Origin of the sequence: Candidatus Accumulibacter sp. ACC003 (assembly GCF_907163085.1) — a bacterium.
GTDB lineage: Bacteria > Pseudomonadota > Gammaproteobacteria > Burkholderiales > Rhodocyclaceae > Accumulibacter.
This window is the reverse complement of the sequence record NZ_CAJQTX010000005.1, coordinates 608,336-627,524: the sequence shown is the minus strand read 5'-3', so window position 1 is coordinate 627,524 and position 19,189 is coordinate 608,336. Positions and strand designations below refer to the sequence as shown.

Annotated in this window: 20 protein-coding genes; 14 read left to right on the top strand and 6 right to left on the bottom strand. The window is 63.7% G+C overall.

Annotated elements, in window-relative coordinates; genetic code table 11:
• Positions 1-7: 7 nt before the first annotated feature.
• From raiA to QZ656_RS12630, 4 genes are all read left to right on the top strand, one after another.
• Positions 8-334, top strand: a complete 327-nt coding sequence (gene raiA, locus QZ656_RS12645; protein WP_291993721.1) for a ribosome-associated translation inhibitor RaiA — start codon at positions 8-10, stop codon at positions 332-334.
• Between the two features lie 104 nt (positions 335-438).
• Entirely contained in the window at positions 439-891 is a 453-nt protein-coding gene (gene ptsN, locus QZ656_RS12640; protein ID WP_291993720.1) for a PTS IIA-like nitrogen regulatory protein PtsN, read from the top strand.
• On the top strand, positions 888-1,832 hold the full coding sequence (gene hprK / locus QZ656_RS12635) for an HPr(Ser) kinase/phosphatase (protein WP_291993719.1): 945 nt from the start codon (positions 888-890) through the stop codon (positions 1,830-1,832). Before ptsN ends, hprK begins: the two co-directional genes overlap by 4 nt.
• A 45-nt stretch (positions 1,833-1,877) precedes the next feature.
• Positions 1,878-2,186 carry a PsiF family protein gene (locus tag QZ656_RS12630; protein ID WP_291993718.1) on the top strand — a complete coding sequence of 103 codons (309 nt, stop codon included), beginning with the start codon at positions 1,878-1,880 and terminating at the stop codon, positions 2,184-2,186.
• Between the two features lie 106 nt (positions 2,187-2,292).
• On the opposite strand, the gene QZ656_RS12625 is transcribed toward QZ656_RS12630, so the two are convergent.
• A complete protein-coding gene (locus QZ656_RS12625; RefSeq protein WP_291993717.1) occupies positions 2,293-2,712 on the bottom strand; it encodes a hypothetical protein in 420 nt (139 codons plus the stop codon).
• An 83-nt stretch (positions 2,713-2,795) separates the two neighbouring features.
• On the opposite strand from QZ656_RS12625, the gene QZ656_RS12620 reads away from it, so the two are divergent.
• Together QZ656_RS12620 and QZ656_RS12615 are read left to right on the top strand one after the other, a co-directional pair.
• Positions 2,796-3,965: a UbiH/UbiF family hydroxylase gene (locus tag QZ656_RS12620; protein WP_291993716.1), complete on the top strand. Its 1,170-nt coding sequence runs from the start codon at positions 2,796-2,798 to the stop codon at positions 3,963-3,965.
• Positions 3,966-3,996: 31 nt separating this feature from the next.
• Positions 3,997-4,710: a DsbC family protein gene (locus QZ656_RS12615; protein ID WP_291993715.1), complete on the top strand. Its 714-nt coding sequence runs from the start codon at positions 3,997-3,999 to the stop codon at positions 4,708-4,710.
• A 55-nt stretch (positions 4,711-4,765) separates the two neighbouring features.
• Here the strand turns inward: QZ656_RS12615 and QZ656_RS12610 are convergent, their stop codons facing one another.
• Both QZ656_RS12610 and QZ656_RS12605 read right to left on the bottom strand, forming a co-directional pair.
• Positions 4,766-5,500, bottom strand: a complete 735-nt coding sequence (locus tag QZ656_RS12610) for a serine protease (protein WP_291993714.1) — start codon at positions 5,498-5,500, stop codon at positions 4,766-4,768.
• A 105-nt stretch (positions 5,501-5,605) separates the two neighbouring features.
• The gene (locus QZ656_RS12605) at positions 5,606-6,043 is read right to left on the bottom strand and encodes a hypothetical protein (protein ID WP_291993713.1); all 438 of its coding nucleotides are present in this window, start codon (positions 6,041-6,043) and stop codon (positions 5,606-5,608) included.
• A 261-nt stretch (positions 6,044-6,304) separates the two neighbouring features.
• Between QZ656_RS12605 and QZ656_RS12600 the strand changes: the two genes are divergently transcribed.
• The 6 genes from QZ656_RS12600 (at position 6,305) to QZ656_RS12575 (ending at position 13,207) form a co-directional block, all read left to right on the top strand.
• Positions 6,305-6,625, top strand: coding sequence for a cytochrome c (locus tag QZ656_RS12600; protein ID WP_291993712.1), 321 nt, complete (start codon positions 6,305-6,307; stop codon positions 6,623-6,625).
• Between the two features lie 10 nt (positions 6,626-6,635).
• Positions 6,636-6,971 (top strand): cytochrome c, encoded by a 336-nt coding sequence (locus QZ656_RS12595; RefSeq protein WP_291993711.1) that lies wholly within the window; start codon positions 6,636-6,638, stop codon positions 6,969-6,971.
• A gap of 399 nt (positions 6,972-7,370) precedes the next feature.
• Positions 7,371-7,514, top strand: a complete 144-nt coding sequence (locus tag QZ656_RS12590) for a hypothetical protein (RefSeq protein WP_291993710.1) — start codon at positions 7,371-7,373, stop codon at positions 7,512-7,514.
• 172 nt (positions 7,515-7,686) lie between these two features.
• On the top strand, positions 7,687-8,769 hold the full coding sequence (locus QZ656_RS12585; RefSeq protein WP_291993709.1) for an efflux RND transporter periplasmic adaptor subunit: 1,083 nt from the start codon (positions 7,687-7,689) through the stop codon (positions 8,767-8,769).
• Positions 8,766-11,873 carry an efflux RND transporter permease subunit gene (locus QZ656_RS12580; protein ID WP_291993708.1) on the top strand — a complete coding sequence of 1,036 codons (3,108 nt, stop codon included), beginning with the start codon at positions 8,766-8,768 and terminating at the stop codon, positions 11,871-11,873. The genes QZ656_RS12585 and QZ656_RS12580 overlap by 4 nt, the downstream gene beginning before the upstream one ends.
• A gap of 134 nt (positions 11,874-12,007) precedes the next feature.
• The gene (locus QZ656_RS12575; protein WP_291993707.1) at positions 12,008-13,207 is read left to right on the top strand and encodes an NnrS family protein; all 1,200 of its coding nucleotides are present in this window, start codon (positions 12,008-12,010) and stop codon (positions 13,205-13,207) included.
• A gap of 245 nt (positions 13,208-13,452) precedes the next feature.
• Here the strand turns inward: QZ656_RS12575 and QZ656_RS12570 are convergent, their stop codons facing one another.
• The 3 genes from QZ656_RS12570 to QZ656_RS12560 all read right to left on the bottom strand — a co-directional run bounded on the left by QZ656_RS12570 (position 13,453) and on the right by QZ656_RS12560 (position 17,500).
• A complete protein-coding gene (locus QZ656_RS12570) occupies positions 13,453-14,334 on the bottom strand; it encodes a universal stress protein (RefSeq protein WP_291993706.1) in 882 nt (293 codons plus the stop codon).
• Between the two features lie 13 nt (positions 14,335-14,347).
• Complete coding sequence (locus QZ656_RS12565) at positions 14,348-15,823, bottom strand: SulP family inorganic anion transporter (protein ID WP_291993705.1); 1,476 nt, start codon at positions 15,821-15,823, stop codon at positions 14,348-14,350.
• A gap of 378 nt (positions 15,824-16,201) precedes the next feature.
• On the bottom strand, positions 16,202-17,500 hold the full coding sequence (locus tag QZ656_RS12560) for an SUMF1/EgtB/PvdO family nonheme iron enzyme (protein ID WP_291993704.1): 1,299 nt from the start codon (positions 17,498-17,500) through the stop codon (positions 16,202-16,204).
• A 554-nt stretch (positions 17,501-18,054) separates the two neighbouring features.
• Between QZ656_RS12560 and QZ656_RS12555 the strand changes: the two genes are divergently transcribed.
• The gene (locus tag QZ656_RS12555) at positions 18,055-18,426 is read left to right on the top strand and encodes a hypothetical protein (RefSeq protein ID WP_291993703.1); all 372 of its coding nucleotides are present in this window, start codon (positions 18,055-18,057) and stop codon (positions 18,424-18,426) included.
• A gap of 278 nt (positions 18,427-18,704) precedes the next feature.
• Complete coding sequence (locus tag QZ656_RS12550; protein WP_291993034.1) at positions 18,705-19,136, top strand: hypothetical protein; 432 nt, start codon at positions 18,705-18,707, stop codon at positions 19,134-19,136.
• Positions 19,137-19,189 lie beyond the last annotated feature (53 nt).

Sequence of the window (19,189 nt, the reverse complement as noted above, 5' to 3'; positions counted from 1 at the left end):
CCACATCATGAACCTGCAAGTCAGTGGACACCACCTCGAGATTACCCCGGCACTGCGCGATTACGTAACCGGAAAGCTCGAGCGGATCACTCGTCATTTCGATAACGTGATCGACGTGAACGTGATCCTGTCGGTGGAAAAGCTGAAGCAGAAGGCTGAAGTGACCGTCCACCTCGCCGGCAAGGATGTTTACGTGGAAACCACCGACGAGGACCTCTATGCGGCCGTCGATGCTCTTGTTGACAAACTCGAGCGTCAGGTACAGAAGTACAAGCAGAAGTTGCAGGACCACCATCGCGGGAGCAAAATTGTCGATCACATAGTCGTTGAGTGATCGTTGTACACTCTGCGCACGGATCGAGGGCTGCACTTGGCCTGCGATCCGTGCGCTTCCTTGTTTGAACTCAACCATGTCAGCCTTTTTCGGGTTTTTGTCGCATGAGCCAGATTACCCAGTTACTCCCCCTCGAAAACATCATTCTTGATCTTGACGCGAGCAGCAAAAAACGCGTTTTTGAACACGTGGGGCTCCTGTTCGAAAATTATCTTGGTATCGCCCGCAGCACCGTCTTTGACAGTTTGTTTGCGCGCGAAAAACTGGGTTCGACCGGCCTTGGTCAAGGTGTCGCCATCCCGCACGGCCGAATCAAGGGGCTGAAGGACGCCACCGGCGCCTTCCTGCGACTGGCTACTCCGGTAGCCTTTGACTCCCCGGACGGCAAGCCGGTGTCACTGTTGTTCATCCTCCTGGTCCCCGAGGTAGCCACCGAGCAGCATCTGGAAATCCTCTCTGAACTGGCCCAGCACTTTTCCGACCGCACGTGCCGCGAAGCGCTGTCCTCTGCCATTGACGCCAGCGGTATTCGCCAGATTTTTGCCGACGGAAAATGAACGCCCCGCGTCAGTTTAGTGTCGTCCAGTTGTATGAGGACCACCGTGACAAACTTAAGCTTGCGTGGGTCGTCGCCGTCGGTGTCGATCGTCATATCGAACTCAAGGAACAGAGCAACTACGGCGCCGATGTGGTCGGGCACCTCAACCTGATCCACCCCGAACGCCTGCAGGTGATCGGCAGGGCCGAGCAAGCCTGGGCGCTACGCGTTACCAGTGAACGTTTGCGGCAGCAGTTGCGCGAACTGATCGGCGCCAGGCCGCCCGCACTTATCCTTGCCGACGGTCTTGAAATTCTTCCCGAGATTCGCGATGCCTGCGAGTCCACACAGACGCCGGTGTTTGTCAGCTCGAAGCCCTGTTCGGCAGTCATCGACCTGCTGCGCATTTATCTTTCGCGCCGGCTGGCTGGTTCAACGTCGATGCACGGGGTGTTGATGGATGTGTTCGGGATGGGCGTTCTGATCACCGGCGATTCCGGTGTCGGCAAGAGCGAACTGGCGCTGGAGCTGATTTCGCGTGGTCATGGCCTGGTTGCCGATGACGTCGTCGAGCTCTCGTCGATCGCCCCTACGACTATCGAAGGGCGCTGTCCGAGCATGTTGCGCGACTATCTGGAAGTGCGTGGTCTGGGCTTGCTCAACATCCGCACGATCTTCGGAGAGACCGCCTCACGCAGGAAGATCAAGCTCAAGCTGATCGTCCATCTGCAACGGCCACTGACTGGCGCCGATGGTCCGCGTCTGCCGCTCGACGCGCAGTCTCAGGATATCCTGGGATTACCTGTCCGCAAGGTTGTCATCCCGGTTGCTGCCGGCCGAAACATTGCCGTGCTACTCGAAGCGGCCGTGCGCAACTGTATCCTTCAATTGCGCGGCATCGACAGCATGGGCGACTTCATCGACCGCCAGCAGCAGGCGCTGCTTGACGAGGAGCTGTAGCAATGGCTTAATCACGGGACTTTCTCAACCCTAGGAGGATTCCCGATGAAAGCCATGCTCGCGCTTGCCGCTCTTGTCTTCGCTACTGGTGGCGCCTTTGCTGCCGACGCAAAAAAGGAACCCTCGGAAGCTCAGAAGGCACAGCAGGAAAAGATGAAGTCCTGCAATGCCACGGCCAAGGAAAAAGCCTTGCTGGGCAACGAGCGCAAACAGTTCATGAGCAATTGCCTCAAGGCGGCGCCGGCGAAAGCGACTCAGCAGGACAAGATGACCTCGTGCAACACCGAGGCCGCTAGCAAGGAGCTCAAGGGCGACGAGCGGAAGGCCTTCATGAGCACTTGTCTGAAAGGCTGAGCGAAGCGCTTTGCCGGTCGCTACTCACCGCCGGCCCGCAGCACCGGGGCCGGCGTTTCATTGCCGCCACTGCTGCCGGTGGCCGGCGCCAGTGACGCGTGCGACATCAGCCAGCGGCTTGCACCGCGCCGCCATCGGCCAGGTTTTCAGACCAGGCATTGTGCCGATCTGAACACTGGTCCTGGCTCCCGGCTGGCAGGCAAGCGACATAGCCCTGCCGGTGCCGCTTGAGCAGTTGCAGCAAGCGCCGATACGCTTCCTGCGGCGTCGCGTGGAGGTCCGCGCAAAACGCGTTGCAGGCGGCCCAGCGCCTTTCCGGGGTACGCAAAACGACGACCGTCCGACCACCAGCAACAATGGCCATGAGGCAGTTCGCGGCGCCGTCCGTCCAGGAGGCGGTGACCAGATTCATCGCCTCGTCACGCGGCACGCACAAGCCGACCAGCGCGTCGATCGGTGAATCATGTTCGGCACAAACAATTGCCGGAAAGTAGGCGTGCGCAGCGAGCTTGGCAGACGGGTTCATGGGAGTGAGCTTCTAGCACTCCTGGCGGTGTTTGTAAATCCGGCTCGTGCGTTGCACGCAGACCACTCTTTGAGCCCCACGGCATGCAAGCGACAGACTTTGACGTTCTTATTGTAGGGGGAGGGCTGGCGGGCCTCTCGCTGGCTTGCGCGCTGCGCGACGCTCGCCTGCGGGTCGCACTCGTCGAACAGCGGGCGCCGCATCGCCCCTTGGGTTGGGACGCCCGCGTCTATGCGGTCTCGCCGGCCAACGCCGCCTTCCTGCAGGCGATAGGCGCCTGGAAACACATGCCGGCAGAGCGTATCGCGCCGATTCACGCCATGCAGATTTTCGCTGACGGCGCTGCTCGACTCGATTTCTCGGCCTATGAGGCGGGGCTTCCGGAACTGGGCTGGATCGTCGAGTCATCGTCGATGGCCTGCGAGTTGTGGGAAAACGTCAAGCGGCAAAGCCAGTTGACGGTGCTTTGTCCAGCGGCGCCAAAAGCCCTGGAGATCGGCGCGTCGGCGGCGGTCCTTACCCTGACCGACGGTAAAGCGGTGTCGGCGCGCTTGCTGGTCGGCGCTGACGGGCGTGACTCATGGGTTCGCGAAACGCTTGGCATGTCTGCAACCAACACACCGTACGGCGAAATGGGCCTGGTCGCCAACCTCGAGTGTGAGTACCCGCACCGGGGTATTGCGCGGCAGTGGTTTCGCGACGACGGCGTTCTGGCGTGGCTACCGATGGCCGGCAATCGCGTCTCGATCGTCTGGTCCACGCCTGACGAAAACGCCAGGAAGCTGCTGGCGATGTCCGGCGAAGAGCTGTGCGCCTGCGTCGCCGCGGCCGGCGATCACCAGTTGGGCGCCTTCCGCTTGCTTACCCCGGCGGCAGCGTTTCCCTTGCGACTGATGCAGGTGCCGCGGGTCATCGCCCACCGCCTGGCGCTGATCGGTGACGCGGCGCACGGCATCCACCCGCTTTCCGGTCATGGCATCAACCTCGGTTACCAGGACGCCAGGGTGCTCGCTCGTCTGCTCGCCGCGACCGCCGATTGGCAGGACATTGGTAACGAGCGTCTGCTGGCGCGCTACCAGCGCGAACGCCGGGAAGAAACGCTCCTGATGCAAACCACCACGCACGCGCTGCATGAACTGTTCCGACACAGTTTCCCGGGCCTTCGGCCCTTCCGCAAGCTGGGAATGAACCTCACGAATGCTTTGCCAGTCGTAAAGAACCTGCTCGTCCGCTACGCCATTGGCGCCTCTTGAAGCGCCAGAATTCCTAACCCGGAGAAACCAGATGTACAAGACCCTCGTGCCAATTGCTCTCGCCCTCGCCTTCAGCCAGCCGACTCTCGCCGACGAGGCCAGCGTGAAGAAAGCGCTTGAAGGCAAGCTCGGAGCACCGGTCACCAGCGTCACCAAGACGCCCTATCTCGGGCTCTACGAGGTCTACGCCGACGGCCAGATCGTGTACACCGACGAAAAGGTCTCGGCGCTGCTGGTCGGCTCGCTGATCGACGGCAAAACGATGAAAAACGTGACGTCCGAGCGGATGCAGAAGCTGACAGCGATAAAATTCTCCGACTTGCCGCTGGCTCTCGCCGTCAAGCAGGTGCGCGGCGACGGCAAGCGTGTTTTCGCGACCTTCGAGGATCCGAACTGCGGCTATTGCAAGAAGCTGGCGAAGGAAATGAGCAAGCTGGATAACGTGACGATCTACACCTTCCTCTATCCGATTCTCTCGCCGGATTCCCTCGAGAAATCGAATCAGATCTGGTGTGCCGCTGACAAGGCCAAGGCCTGGAACGAGTGGATGGTCGACGGCAAGGCACCGGCCGGCAAGGGCGATTGCGATACCACGGCGGTGAAGAAGAGCGTCGAACTCGGGCGCAAGCTGGCGATCAGCGGCACCCCGACGATCTTCTTTGGCGACGGCGAGCGGATTCCCGGCGCCGTACCGCTGGCCAGGATCGAGCAGAAACTCGCCGAGACGCCGGTGCCGGTAAAGTAGCCGCCGGCGAGCGCCGCTGACCTGCGCCAGCCGGGCAGCGGCAGAGCGACCCCGCTCAGCGGTCGGTCAGCGTCAGCAGGATGTCGGCGTACCAGGCGCAGTTCAGGCCCAGCGCCTCGTCCTGATCGGGGTCGCGGGCGCCGACGTCGAGCCTGGCCGAGTGCACCCCGAGCAGTAGCCATGGCAGATCGTCGCGCGCCGGGTCCGCGGCGGCAACGCGCATGACCACCGGCGCACCGCTGGTTCCCCGGTGCGTACGTGCATCGGTGAGGAAATACCCCTCACCTTCAAAACGAAGCCCGAAGGATGACGCAATGATCGCCTGCCGGACGACCGGCATGTGGTGGAGGTTGTCGTGGAATCCCATGGGGAAGCCGACCACCAGCAGTGAACTGCCGACGTCCACCTGGTCAAACCGGCCCGGCAGATGGGTCGGCGTGAAGGCCCGGTAGACGAGTGTCAGGGGCAGTGCCGCACGGTCGATTTCGATCACCGCGACGTCGATCTCGCCTGCTGCATCAAGACCCTGGCGCCAGACCTGGCGACGGTTGTGGTCGTACAGAGGGATCGAAAACCCGGTCGATTCGGCGATGTTTTCCGGATTGACGTGCAACTCGATCTCGATGCGGTCGGGAAAATGCCGACTGGGCTCGTCGAAGAGAACGTGCCGGCTGGTGACCAGAAACAGCTTTTCATCGCGTTTGAAGAAAAAGCCGCTGGCGTTGGTCAGTGGCTGCCGCTGATGGAAGGTCGAGATGCGCGTCGCGGTAAGCAGGATGGATTCGATCATGGCTCGCTGGTCGGGTACGGTCGGACGGGCGGTCGGCAATCGCTGGCGACCTAGCTTGGCAGCGGCGGCGCCCCGAAGTGCCGGGCGACCGCTCAGATCGAGGCTTCAGCGATCGTGACCACGGTCGCCATTGTAGCCGCGCCGGTCGTGCCTGGGGTCCGCACGATAATTCCGCTGCCCGTCACGGTGGCCATAGCGACGATAGTGAGGCGCTCGCGGCGGCGGCGCGGCGGCGTCGCGCTGATACCAGCTGGTGTTAACGAAATAGACGCGTTCTCCACAAGCCCGGTACGAGTGGCAGTGCCTGGCCCAGTGCCTGGCGTGGCCGGGGGCTACCTGCAGATACACCGGCGGCCGGCCTGGCGGAACGCGTTCGACGAAGATCGGCTGCGGATAGACAAGTCGTGGCGGCGGGTAGCCGCCGATGTCAACACGGCCATAGAAGCCGGGTTGGCCAACAGTCACCGAGACGCCAAGGTCGGCCGCAAGCGCTGGTGCGGTGATGGCCAGTAGCGCGGCAGCGAAGAGCAGGAAGCGTTTCATGTTGAGCCCAGGGTTGTCGATACCCTTGGCTAACGCGCGCCCCCGCTCGCCCGATGACCCGTCCGCCCGTCGCCGCGGCCTGACAAATCGCCGAAAGCGTCAAGCGAAGCGCGGATAGCGGTGGCTTTTCAAAGGCTTCCGTGGGAAAAATGCGAGATTGACGCCACTTGATGGAGGCCCATATACTGCTGCCCTTGTTTTTCAATCCTTGAATGCCTCGCGGGCCGAGCTTTCAGACCGCCCTTTTTGAGAGTGAGAACGATGAAAACGATTCTGGGTTTAATGGCGTTGGCGCTGGCTGCCGCCGCGTTCGCACAGACGCCGACCGGCAACGCCGAGGCGGCCAAGGGCAAGACGTCGATGTGCGAAGGCTGTCACGGCGTTCCGGGTTACCGGACCACTTCTCCGCACGTCTATCGCGTGCCGAAGCTCGGCGGACAGCAAGCGGCGTACCTCGTCAATGCCTTGCAAGAGTACAAGTCGGGGGCCCGCAGCCATCCGACGATGAGCGCCATCGCGCAGGGGCTGTCGGAGCAGGACATGGCCGACGTCGCGGCCTTTTATTCCAGTATGCAGAAATAAGGGATCGACCATGAAAGCGAGCTTACTCATCGCTCTGTTGGCAGTCGTCAGCGCGTCGGCCCACGCCGGTGCCGGCGCAGCGGCACAAAAAGCCGAGGTCTGTGCGGCCTGCCATGGCGCCGATTTCAATACGCCGATCTCGGCAGACATCCCGCGCCTCGCCGGCCAGTATCCAGACTATCTGGCGCGCGCACTGACCGATTACAAGTCGGGGGCCCGCAAGAACGCGCTGATGAACGGCCAGGCGGAAGGCCTCTCGGCGCAGGACATCACGGAGCTTTCGGCCTACATCGGCGCCCTTCCCAGCAGCCTGATCGTCATCCCGCTGCACCGCTTCATTCGCTAACGACATCCACGACTCGCCGCCTGCGTGCTTGTTTCTCCCGCCACGGCGAGAAACGAGCACGCTGAGTCGCGGACGCAACTTTCGCGCTAACGGTCATGACAGGTCGAGATACCCCAGATCGTGAAAGTCATGACCGTTTCCCTCTCACTTGCAGTGCGCATTCCGGCTTGCACGCCGGAATCGTTCGCCGAGCAGGGAGCAAGCTCCCTGAATTCCCCGCCTCACCCCTGGCCCTTCTCCCGCAAGGGGAGACGGGAGTTTCGTGAGCCGCGTACGCGACTTTCACATTAAAGCACCTCCGTCGGCGCGCAGCACGATGACCGACGGCGCGTCGACGACTGCATTGGCGCTCGAGCGCTTCTGGACGCAGGCGACTACGGGCTGGCGCTGGCGCGGTTGATGCTGGATCTGTTCGAAGACGCGGCGACCTTTCTCAAGCCCGAGCACTTCCGCTGCAACCCCAGTGACGACAGCCGAAATCGCATCGGCGCCGCGCCGGCTGAACGCCGATCGCTGCGTTCGCCGCGGGGTCGTCGTCGCTGACAACGAAAACTGGGCGGCATGGCGCTGCTCGCCAGGTCAACAGCTGCGCCGCTCGGCGGCGGCAGTCTGCTCCGCGAAGCGCACACGGGTGGCGCGGTCGGTCGACGTGGCTGCTACTATGGGAACGTCAACCGTGCCCGGCGTGAACACCTGACCAACCGACAGGAGCCCCATGAGAACAGCGACAGACCTGCGCTTGCTGCTGGCTGGCATCGCCCTGCTCTGCGGCGCAACCGACGCGGCCGACGCGCCGCCGGCCGGGGTGATCGTCGCCCCCGTCCGCCAGGTCGCTTTTGCCGATACCGTCGAGGCGCTCGGCACGGTGGCCGCCAACGAATCGGTGGCCTTGACGGCGTCGGTCACGGAAACCGTCAGCGCCATTCACTTTGACGATGGCGACCGCGTCAAGAAGGGACAACTTCTCGCCGAGCTGAGCAGCCACGAGGAACACGCTCAGCGCGACGAGGCCCGCGCCACGCTCACCGAGGCGAACCGGCAGTATCAGCGCTTCAAGTCACTGGCCGCCAAAGGCACGGCTGCACAATCGCTGCTCGACGAGCGCCAGCGCGACTGGCAAACCGCAGGCGCGCGCCTGGCGGCCATCGAGTCGCGACTGGCCGACCGGCAGATCAAGGCACCGTTTGCCGGCATCGTCGGCCTGCGCGACGTGAGCGTCGGCGCACTCGTCGAGCCCGGCGACCTGATCACCACGCTCGATGACGACAGTGTCATCAAGCTCGAGTTTTCGGTCGCCGCGACTTACCTCGGCGCGCTGCGTCCGGGATTGAAGGTGATGGCCAGCAGCCGCGCCTTTGCCGGGCGCCGTTTCACCGGGACGGTGAAGGCCGTGAACAGCCGTATCGATCCGGTAACGCGTTCGGTCCGCGTTCGCGCCATGCTGCCGAACCCGGAACACCTGCTCAAGCCAGGCCTGTTGATGCACGTCGTACTTCAGCAGGAGTCGCGCCTGACGCTGCTCATCCCGGAAGAGGCGCTGTTGCCCATCGCCGAGAAGCAGTTTGTTCTTGTGGTGACCGCCGGCAACAGGGTAGAGCAGCGCGAACTCCGCATTGGCGGGCGTCGTCCCGGCCAGGTCGAGGTGGTCGAGGGTCTGGCGGCCGATGAGCGGGTCATCACCCACGGGCACATGCAATTGCGCGCGGGCCAGAAGGTAAACATCATCGCCATTGACGACGGCAGCCGTACCCTGCCCGAATTGCTGCGCTCATTGCCTGGCGGCGGCAGTAGCCGATGATGCTCTCCGATGTCTCGATCACGCGGCCGGTTTTTGCTTCGGTGATGTCCTTGTTGCTGGTCGCCTTCGGCATGCTCGCGTTCGATCGTCTGCCGCTGCGTGAATACCCCGACATCGACCCACCGATCGTCACCGTCGATACCAGCTACCCGGGCGCCGCCGCCAACGTCGTCGAAAACCGCATCACCGAGCTGATCGAGGAGCGCATCTCGGGGATCGAGGGAATCCGCTTCATTGCCTCGACCAGCGAGGACGGGCGTTCGCGCATCACCCTGGAATTCGCCGTCGGTCGCGACATCGACGCCGCCGCCAACGACATCCGCGACCGCGTCTCGGCGATCGTCGATGAGCTGCCCGACGAGGCCGAGCCGCCGGACATCCAGAAGCAGGACAGCAACGAAGACGTGATCATGTGGCTCAACCTGGCCGGCGACGGCATGAGCATCCCGGAACTGACCGACTACGCCAGGCGTTACCTGACCGATCGCTTTTCGGTGCTCGACGGCGTCGCCCGGGTGCGCGTCGGTGGTGGCCAGGAATACGCGATGCGCATCTGGCTCGACCGGCGAGAACTGGCGGCGCGCAAGCTCACCGCCGCCGACGTCGAGGCCGCGCTACGCGCCGAAAACATCGAACTGCCAGCAGGCAGCATCGACTCCGAGAACCGTCAGTTTACCGTCCGCACCGAGCGCAGCTTCCTGACCGCGCAGGACTTCGGCCAACTGGTGCTGGCGCGCGGCGACGATGGTTATCTGGTACGACTCGCCGATGTCGCGCGCGTCGTTCGTGGCACCAGCGAAGACCGCCTGTTCTTCCGCGGTAACGGCGTACCGATGGTCGGCATCGGTATCACCAAGCAGTCGACGGCCAATACCCTGGCCGTGGCCAAGGCGGCGAAGGCGGAAATGGCGCGCATCAACGGCACGCTGCCGCCGGGTATGGCGATCAAGCAAAGCTATGACAGCTCGGTTTTCGTCGAGGGCGCCATCCACGAGGTCTACAAGACGCTGTTCATCGCCATCGCCATGGTCATCGGCGTCATCCTGCTGTTCCTCGGCAGCCTGCGCGCGATGCTGGTGCCGGCGGTGACTGTGCCGGTGTCGCTGGTGGCCAGCTTCATGGTCCTCCTGGCGCTCGGTTTCTCGCTCAACATTCTGACCCTGCTGGCGCTGGTACTGGCCATTGGCCTGGTCGTTGATGACGCCATCGTGGTCATTGAGAACATTCACCGGCGGATGCAGGAATACGGCGAAACACGGCTGGTGGCGGCGTACCGCGGCACCCGCCAGGTGGCTTTCGCGGTGATCGCCACGACCGTCGTGCTGGTCGCCGTGTTCGTCCCGATTGCCTTCCTGCAGGGCAACATCGGCCGCCTGTTTGCCGAGTTCTCGCTGACCATGGCCGCGGCGGTGTGTTTCTCGAGCTTTGTCGCGCTGTCGCTGTCGCCGATGCTGGCCTCGAAGATCCTGCCGCAGAACACCGGCGGCGCGCCCGTATCGGGTGTCGTCGATCGGCTGTTCGGCAAGGTGCGCGGCGGCTATCACACGCTTCTGCAGGGGGCGCTCAGGCACAACTGGCTGGTTGGCCTGCTGTTTGCCAGCCTCTTGGGCGCTTCGCTTTGGCTCTACCAGAACATTCCCGACGAATATGCCCCGAGGGAAGACCGTGGCGTCTTCTATGTCATGGTCAGCGGCCCTGAAGGAAGCTCGTATCCCTACATCGCCGCGTACATGACCGAGATCGAACAGCGCCTGATGCCGCTCGTCGAAAACGGCGAGATCGCGCGCATGCTGGTGCGCGCTCCGCGCGCCTTCGGCAATTTCCAGATCTTCAATACCGGCATTGTCACCAACGTGCTCAACGACTGGTCGCAGCGTCGCTCAGCGTGGGAGATCATGGAAGACGTCCGCCTGCGCCTCAAGGACTTACCCGGCGTGCGCGCCTTTCCGGTGATGCGCCAGGGTTTCGGGTCGCGCATCCAGAAGCCGGTGCAGTTCGTTATCGGCGGCGGCACCTATGAACAACTGGCGAGCTGGCGCGACACGCTGGTCGAGAAGATCAACACCAACAACCCCGGGCTGGTCGGGCTCGACTGGGACTACAAGGAAACCAAGCCGCAATTGCGCGTGGTCATCGACTACGACCGAGCAGCCGAACTCGGCGTCAGCATCGGCAGCATCGGTCGCACACTCGAAACGATGCTCGGCTCGCGCCGCGTCACCACCTACATCGACGCCGGCGAGGAATACGACGTGATCGTCGAAGGCGAGCGCAGCACGCAGCGCACCCCCGCCAGTCTGGAGAACATCTACGTGCGTTCGGCGCGCACGCAGGCGCTGATCCCGCTCGCCAACCTGGTGCGGCTCGAAGAGTTCGCCGATTCGATCCAGCTCAACCGTTACAACCGGGTGCGCGCCATTACCCTCGAGGCCAATCTCGCTGAAGGCGTGGCGCTGGGCGACGCCTTGCGCAGCCTTGAGAAATTGACCCGGGAATATCTGCCGAGCGAGGTAATCATCGACTACAAGGGGCAGTCGGAGGACTACAAGTCGACCGGCGGCGCCATCGTCTTCGCCTTCGTTCTCGGCGTCGCCGTCGTTTTCCTGGTGCTGGCGGCGCAGTTCGAGAGCTGGGTCCATCCCTTCGTGATCATGCTCACCGTGCCGCTGGCGATGGCCGGGGCGCTGCTCGGTCTGTATCTTTCCGGCCAGACGCTCAACCTCTACAGCCAAATCGGCCTGATCATGCTGGTCGGGCTGGCCGCCAAGAATGGCATTCTGATCGTCGAATTCGCCAACCAGCTGCGCGACGCCGGCAGGCCTTTCCGCGAAGCTCTCGTCGAGGCCGCCGAGATACGCCTGCGGCCGATCATCATGACCGGCGTGACCACCGCCGCCGGCGCCATCCCCTTGCTGCTTTCTACCGGCGCTGGCACCGAGACACGAACGGTGATCGGTACGGTGGTGCTCTGCGGTATTCTCTCGGCAACGCTGTTCACCCTGTTCGTCGTGCCGGTCGCCTACGACATGCTGGCGAGGCACACCGGTTCGCCGCAGCGGGTCCACCGCCAGCTCGAGAAAGAACTGGCGGCGAGCGACGAGTAGGCCGCGCGGGCGCAGCGCGAACTCTCGACAAGCTGCGACCGTCAACGGCGATCACGCGCCAGCCCTTTGCCAGCACGACCATCCCCCGGCGTTGCACCCCAACCAAAATCAATTTCAGCAGGATGAATATCGCCATGTCCAAACCGCTCACCATCGACGAACAGCAACCGCAGAATGGCGCGCCAGTTGCGAAATCAGCGCTCCTGGCGCTGGGTTTTCGACCGTTTTATCTGCTCGCCAGCGTCTTCGCGGCGCTGTCGATTCCGCTCTGGGTCGCCCAATACGCGGGCTATCTGCCGGCCGCCTTGGCCCACCGTCCCGCCTGGCACGGTCACGAGATGCTCTTCGGGTACACGCTGGCGGTGATCGCCGGCTTCCTGTTCACGGCGGGCCGCAACTGGACCGGACAACCGACGCCGAGCGGCGGCGCCCTGCTCGCTTTCGCGCTGCTCTGGGTCGCCGGACGGCTGCTGATGCTGACGCCGTACGCGATCGCGGCAGCGCTCGTAAACGCCGCCTTCCCAATAGCGGTGGCGATCGCGCTGGCCATCCCGCTATGGAAGAGCCGCAATCAGCGCAACTACTTCTTCGTCCCATTGCTGCTCCTGCTCGGTGCAGCGGTGCTGGCCATGCATCTTTCGTGGCTCGGTCTCGTGGCCTGGCCGGAACGCGCCAGCTTGCTCGCCGGGCTAGACGTCGTCCTGTTCATCATCGCCGTAATGGGTGGGCGCGTGATCCCGATGTTCACCAACAACGGCATCCCGGGGACGCAAGCGACCCGCCATCCGCTCGTCGAAAAACTCGCCCTGGGGAGCGTTCTGCTCTTGCTGGCCGCCGATGTTCTGCCCGCACCCGCGGCGGTGATCACGGTCATCGCCCTGGTCGCCGCGCTGGCGCACGCCACCCGACTCGCCCTCTGGCAGCCGTGGCGGACATTGAAAACGCCGCTGGTATGGGTGCTGCATGCCGCCTACGCCTGGATCGTCATCTACCTCGTGTTGCGTGCTCTGGCCGCGCTCGGCCTGGTCGCCGAAACGCTGGCGCTGCACGCCTTGACCATCGGCGCGATCGGCGGCATGACCATCGGCATGATGACCCGCACCGCGCGCGGACATACCGGCCGACCGTTGCTTGCCGACCGCTACGAGATCGCAGCTTTTGCCCTCGTCCTGTGCGCTGCGCTGATCCGCGTCTTCGGCGCGATGATCGTTCCCGACGCCTATCTGAGCACGTTGATCGGCTCGGGAGCTTGCTGGTCGCTGGCTTTTGCGCTCTATGCAATTCGCTATTGGCCGGTGCTGTCACGGGCGCGGCTCGACGGCAAGCCCGGCTAGCCGGGCGCCTTAGCTCGCCGGTGGCGCGCACCTCGAGCAGCGATGTGTCGAGAGACGCGGCCTGGAAAAGCCCGCGCGCGAACACAAACGGGCCGGCGACGGTCAATATTGCGCGAACTACTGGACTGCCGCGTCGCTACGCTCCTTGCAGTGACGTTGGCATGTGCGGGCGACGGGTCGTCATCGGGTGCGCGGTGAAGCAATCCAGAGGCATGCGCCAGCGGCTGGGGAGGACCCCCTGAGCGTCAGCGAAGCAACAAGGTCGGGATAGTGGCCGAGCGGAGCAGATCAGAGGTTTTGCTGCCAAAAAACAGGCTGCGCAGCGGCGAATGCGAGTAGGCGCCCATGATCAGTAGATCAATCGACTGCTCGCGAACCGTTCTGGCAATGACACTTTCCGCGTCGCCTGGAATCAAGGACGCTGGCGCGACAAAACCTGCCGCGGCCAGGGTGGTGGTGGCCCATTCGAGTTGTCGGCAGGCCTCCTGGCTTTCCTTTCCGGACATCAGCAGGTGTACCGGCAGGCCACGGAAAAGCGGACTGGCGGCAATCATTTCGACGCCGCGGCGGGTGACGATACCGCCGTCGAAGGCGATCATCACGCGTTGCGGTTGCTTGAAGTCGGCGGTGACGGTGAGGATCGGTTTGTGCAGTGCGCGCACGACGTGTTCGACATTGCGGCCGATAGTGCGGCCACTATCGCGCTGGCCGTGTGCGGCCGCTTCGCCGCGGCGACCGAGGATGACCAGGCAGACACCAGCCTCCTGTTCGGCCAGCGTCTCCGCCAGTTCGCCGTGACGTTGGCGGACGTCGACCGAGAGGCTACCGGCGGCGATGGCGCGCTGGCGCAGGCGATCGAGGAAAATGCGGCCCTGTTCGCGAGCCGCCTTGGTACGTAGTTCATCCTCGCTGGAGAGTCGGCTGAGGAGCTTTTCCTGAGCATCGACACCGATTGCGCCGCTGTGGTCGTCACCCGAGCCGATCTCGGGATGGTGGTCGATGACGTGCAGGAACTCCAGCGGCGCCGCCAGGCGGCGGGCGACCCAGGCCGCGTAGTCGGCCACATGTTCGGAAAAGTGCGATTGATCGACGCAGGCCATCACCTTGTCTTGGCTGTTGCTGTTCATTTCGGCACTCCTCTCAGTGGCCCATCAGTTGTTCGACGGCATCCGGTTTGTCGTGCTCCGCGAAACGGTCGACCATCGTGCTGCTGGCTTCATTGAGACCGATCACTTCGACTTCAGTCGCTTCGCGGCGGAATTTGACGACCACCTTGTCGAGCGCGCTGATCGCCGTGATGTCCCAGAAGTGGGCGCGGCTGACGTCGATGCGCACCTTCTCGATCACTTCCCGGAAGTCGAAGGCGTTCACGAAGCGCTCGGACGAGGCGAAGAACACCTGCCCGGTCACCTTGTAGGTGCGCACGCGTCCCTCGTCCTCGGACATCGAGCCGATGTGCAGAATCTTGCCGACCTTGTGCGCGAAGAAGAACCCGGACAGGAGCACGCCAACCAGCACCCCCTTGGCCAGATCATGCGTGGCGACGACCATCACCACCGTCGCCAGCATCACCACGCTGGAGCTTTTCGGGTGCTCGCGCAGATTGCGCACCGACGCCCAGTTGAAAGTGCCGATCGAGACCATGATCATCACCGCGACCAGGGCGGCCATCGGGATGCGCGCCACCCAGTCACCGGCGAAAACCACCATCAGCAGCAGGAAGACGCCCGCGGCCAGGGTGGAAAGGCGGCCGCGCCCGCCCGACTTCACGTTGATCACCGACTGGCCGATCATCGCGCAACCGGCCATGCCGCCGAGGAAGCCACAGGCAATATTGGCGACGCCCTGGCCGACGCATTCGCGATTCTTGTCGCTGCCGGTGTCGGTGAGTTCGTCGACGATCGATGCGGTCATCATCGATTCGAGCAGGCCGACCACCGCCAGCGTCGCCGATACCGGGAAGATGATGCGCAGTGTTTCAAAATTCAGCGGCACCTCCGGCAGCAGGAATATCGGCAGGCTGTCGGGCAAGTCGCCCATGTCGCCGACCGTGCGGATGTCGAGGCCGAGGCCCAGCGCTAGCGCGGTGAGCACGACAATCGCCACCAGCGGCGATGGCACCGCTTTGCTGATATACGGAAACAGGTAGATGATCGCCAGGCCGCCAGCGACCAGCGCATAGACGACCCAGCTGACGCCGACCAGTTCCGGCACCTGCGCCATGAAGATCAGGATCGCCAGCGCATTGACGAAGCCGGTGATCACCGAGCGCGAAACAAAACGCATCAGCGCGCCGAGTTTGAGCCAGCCGGCGACGATCTGCAGCGCGCCGGTGAGGATCGTCGCGGCGAGCAGGTATTGCAGGCCATAGTCCTTGACCAGCGTCACCATCAGCAGCGCCATGGCGCCCGTGGCCGCAGAAATCATGCCCGGGCGACCGCCAGCGAAGGCCATCACGGTGGCGATGCAGAAGGACGCGTACAGCCCAACCCGGGGGTCTACGCCGGCGATGATCGAGAAGGCTATCGCTTCCGGAATCAGCGCCAGCGCGACCACCAGGCCGGCGAGCAGATCGTTGCGGACGTTGGCGAGCCAGTCCTGATGTAAGGTTTTCATTGTTTTCCTGTTGCCTTGCTGGTGCCAGTCATGGCCCGGCCTTTGCCGGCTCGTGGACGCGCTCAGGGCGGTGAATGGTGAGTGTGGTGAGTGCTGAATGCGGCCAATGCACAGCGCGGACGCCGCCTGCGTGCGGCAAGAAAAGCGCGAAGGCCCCTGATGCGTCGTGCCGGAGCCGGGCCGGGGGGCGATTCTAGCCGACTTGTTGCGCCGCAGCAAACCGACGCTGGCCAGCTGGCCGATGCCGGGGAGTGCGTGGAACGTCTGGTCGGACGGGTTTGGCAACGAGTCAAAAACCAGCGGAATGTCGCCCTCAGCCTTGAGCGCGGCTCGCCGACCGTTGTCCGTCCCGGACGGCTATACGGCCAGCCGCTCCGCTCAGGCCGGCTCCGCCGGCCCCGGGTGACCGAGGGCGAACCGGAAGCCGAAGATCCGGTCACAGAGGTCAGGCCCCTCCCAGCTCCGGTAGGCACAACGCACGAAACTGCCGTCGTCACTCGACGAACCGCCGCGCAAGACGCGGTTGTCGCCGGCCTGCGGGCCGCTTGGATCGACCTGCGCTGCGGTCGGGTAATCGCCGTACGGGTCGGCGCACCATTCCAAGACATTGCCGTGCATTTCGTGGAGACCCCAGGCGTTCGCCGGCATGCTAGTGATCGGCACGGAGCACCCGCGGTACAAGCCCATGCGGCCATCGGCGTAGGGGTAGTTGCCGTCGTAATTCACCTGTTCCGGCGTGATGTTTTCGCCGAAGGAGAAAGCCGTCGTCGTCCCGGCCCGACACGCGTACTCCCACTCGGCCTCGCTCGGCAGCCGCGCCTGCAGGCCCGGCACGTGGCGATTCAGCTCGGCGAGGAAGGCCTGCACGTCGTTCCAACTGACGTTCTCTACCGGCAGCTTCGGATCGTCCTTTAAGCGACTTGGGTTATTGCCGGTCACGACTTGCCAGAGCGCCTGGGTGCAGGCGGTGTCTGCCAGCCAGAATCCTCGACTTAGCATGACTTCGTGCTGCAGCTCGTTTTCCGAACGCTCAGCCTCGCCGGCCGGCGAACCCATCAGGAAACGCCCAGGCATAATCCAGCGGAAGCGCTGGACGATGTTGGCGACCTCGATCTCGGCAAACTGGCCATACGCGTCCTTACCAGCGCCGCTGGCCCATGCCGGCCGTTCGATCGCCAGGGACGAGCCGGCGCTGGCAGGGCTCGCCGGCGTCGCTGGTGTCGTGCTACCGAAACTGGCGCCGCATTCCCGGGCGCGCGCCTGCAAAGCGTTCTGCAACCGCTGGTAACCGGCTTCGTGGAAGAGGTCAACCCAGTGCTTGCGACCCAGTTCCTCGGCCACGTAGCTGATCTGAACGCCCTCCTCGATGCGCGCGGGGACAAGGAAGATGCTACCGTCGGGCTGCTCCGCCGCGACGTCGAGAACAAACTTGATCTCTTTCTGCAAATAGCCAGCCTTGCTTACCGAGCCCTTCGAAAGGCAGACCAGGACCAGGTCGCTGGCACGCACGGCACGGCGGATTTCCCGGTCCCAATGCTGGCCGGGGAGAAGATCTTCCTCGTCGAGCCAGGGCGCCACGCCGTCGCGCTGCAGCTTCCCGTACAGGTCCCTGACGAAAGCCTTGTCCTGCGAACTGTGGCAGAGGAACACCGAAAGCGGACGCGGGCTGGAAGTCATTGTTGGAGAGTGGCCGAAAGGAAGTCACATCTATGCAGTGGAGATGGCCGGATATTACCACCGGCGGCGCACGGCTTCGTCAGCAGCCGGTTTGGCGCCAGCGGCAGTCGAGCGTGGCGTTGCACGCAGTATGGAACATATACATCCCAGCCACCGCAGGGGTTGCGCGCTGCTGTCGGGCTTGCTGAAAGTCTCGTCGGGAAGGCGGCAACACGCCAGCCACTCGTCATTGCGAGGAGGCGCAGCCGACGCGGCAATCCAGTTCCATCGTCTTGCTATCTTCCGCCGCATCGACCACGCGAAGAGTAAAACCTCTGGATTGCCACGTCGGCTTTGCCTACTCGCAATGACGCTGTGGGTGGGTGCCGCGTGTCGTGCGTAGACCGTGGCGCCCGGCAACTCTCGCCGAGCGGGACGCTTTCCCTTGAAGGGCAGCCGGGAATGCCCGCTCGTCAGCGAGTTATCGACGAGAGCCGCCGTCGAGCCCGGACTGCCTATCTGAAGTGGCGCGGTTTGTATCCACAAGAATAGATATCTGAATTGGCGAATAGCGCTTGGGCAGCCTCAAGGCTGCCCAAGCGGAGGATCTCCGCGAACCAGCGGACGCGATGAGGGGCACGACCATTTTTCTCAACCAACTCGCCCAGCACATGGAAGCGCTCGCCGCTGCATTGGCCGGCTTCGAGCTGGCATACTCCTTTGCTGACGAACTGGGTATGGGTCGCACGGCAATTGAAGCTCTGCGTGCAGCGATCTTCAGGCTCTCACCGAAAGCCGTGCCTGTATTTGCACGATGGGCGGTATGGGATCACGACAAACCGCGTGACGAGCAAGCGGCTGGCTGGACTTGCGGTGAGCCCTTGACGCTCCCCGGAACTGACCCGCCTTTGCTCACCAAAGCTGACCCATCAAGCGTGACCCATTGAGCCCGTGTTGAGGCCCGTAGTGGTTCCCGGAAAGCGAACTTCGTAACTCCCCAAGCTTGGTTCGGCAGGCATCGCCCGTTGGCAACGCGGCAGCGCGCGTCGCTCCGGCTGCCCGACCTTCTGATTGCGCGGTCAAGCCCCTTCGCCAAGCTCGTCGCGTTCGCCGAGTCCGCCCGCCGCCAGGTTGCGATCAAGCCTCGCCAGCTCTCCGGCTCCGCGACAGGAAGCCCGGCACGGGCCCATTCTTCCCGCACGACGTCGTGTGGGGAGAAACCGTCATGGAATTCCGACAGTGCGAGGCGTGTCACCAGCCGTTCCGGCCGCGTCCGCAGAACCCCGACCAATGCTTCTGTTCGGCCGCCGCCTGCCAGCGCGAACGGCGACGGCGTTGGCAGGCGGCCAAGCGCCAGAACGATCCCGACTATCGCGATAACCAGAAGCGTGCGCAGAAGGCCTGGGCGGAGCGTCACCCCGACTACTGGCGGGCGTATCGAGAGCAGCATCCGGAGTACGTCGCACGCAATCGGGCTCGGCAGCGGGAACGCGCGCCCGCCCCGGCCGGCGTTGCAAAGATGGACGCGTCAATGGCTGAAACAGGCTTTTCCTCAGGCACTTATCGCCTATCGCGGGTAGTGGACGCGTCGCTTGCAAAGAAGAACGCGTGGATGGTTGAAATCACCGTTATTTCAGCCGCTTGCGCCTCGCCCTGAGGCCCCTGCCGCGGCTTGCAAAGAGAGGACTCGATCGCCTTGCGGCGGTCGCC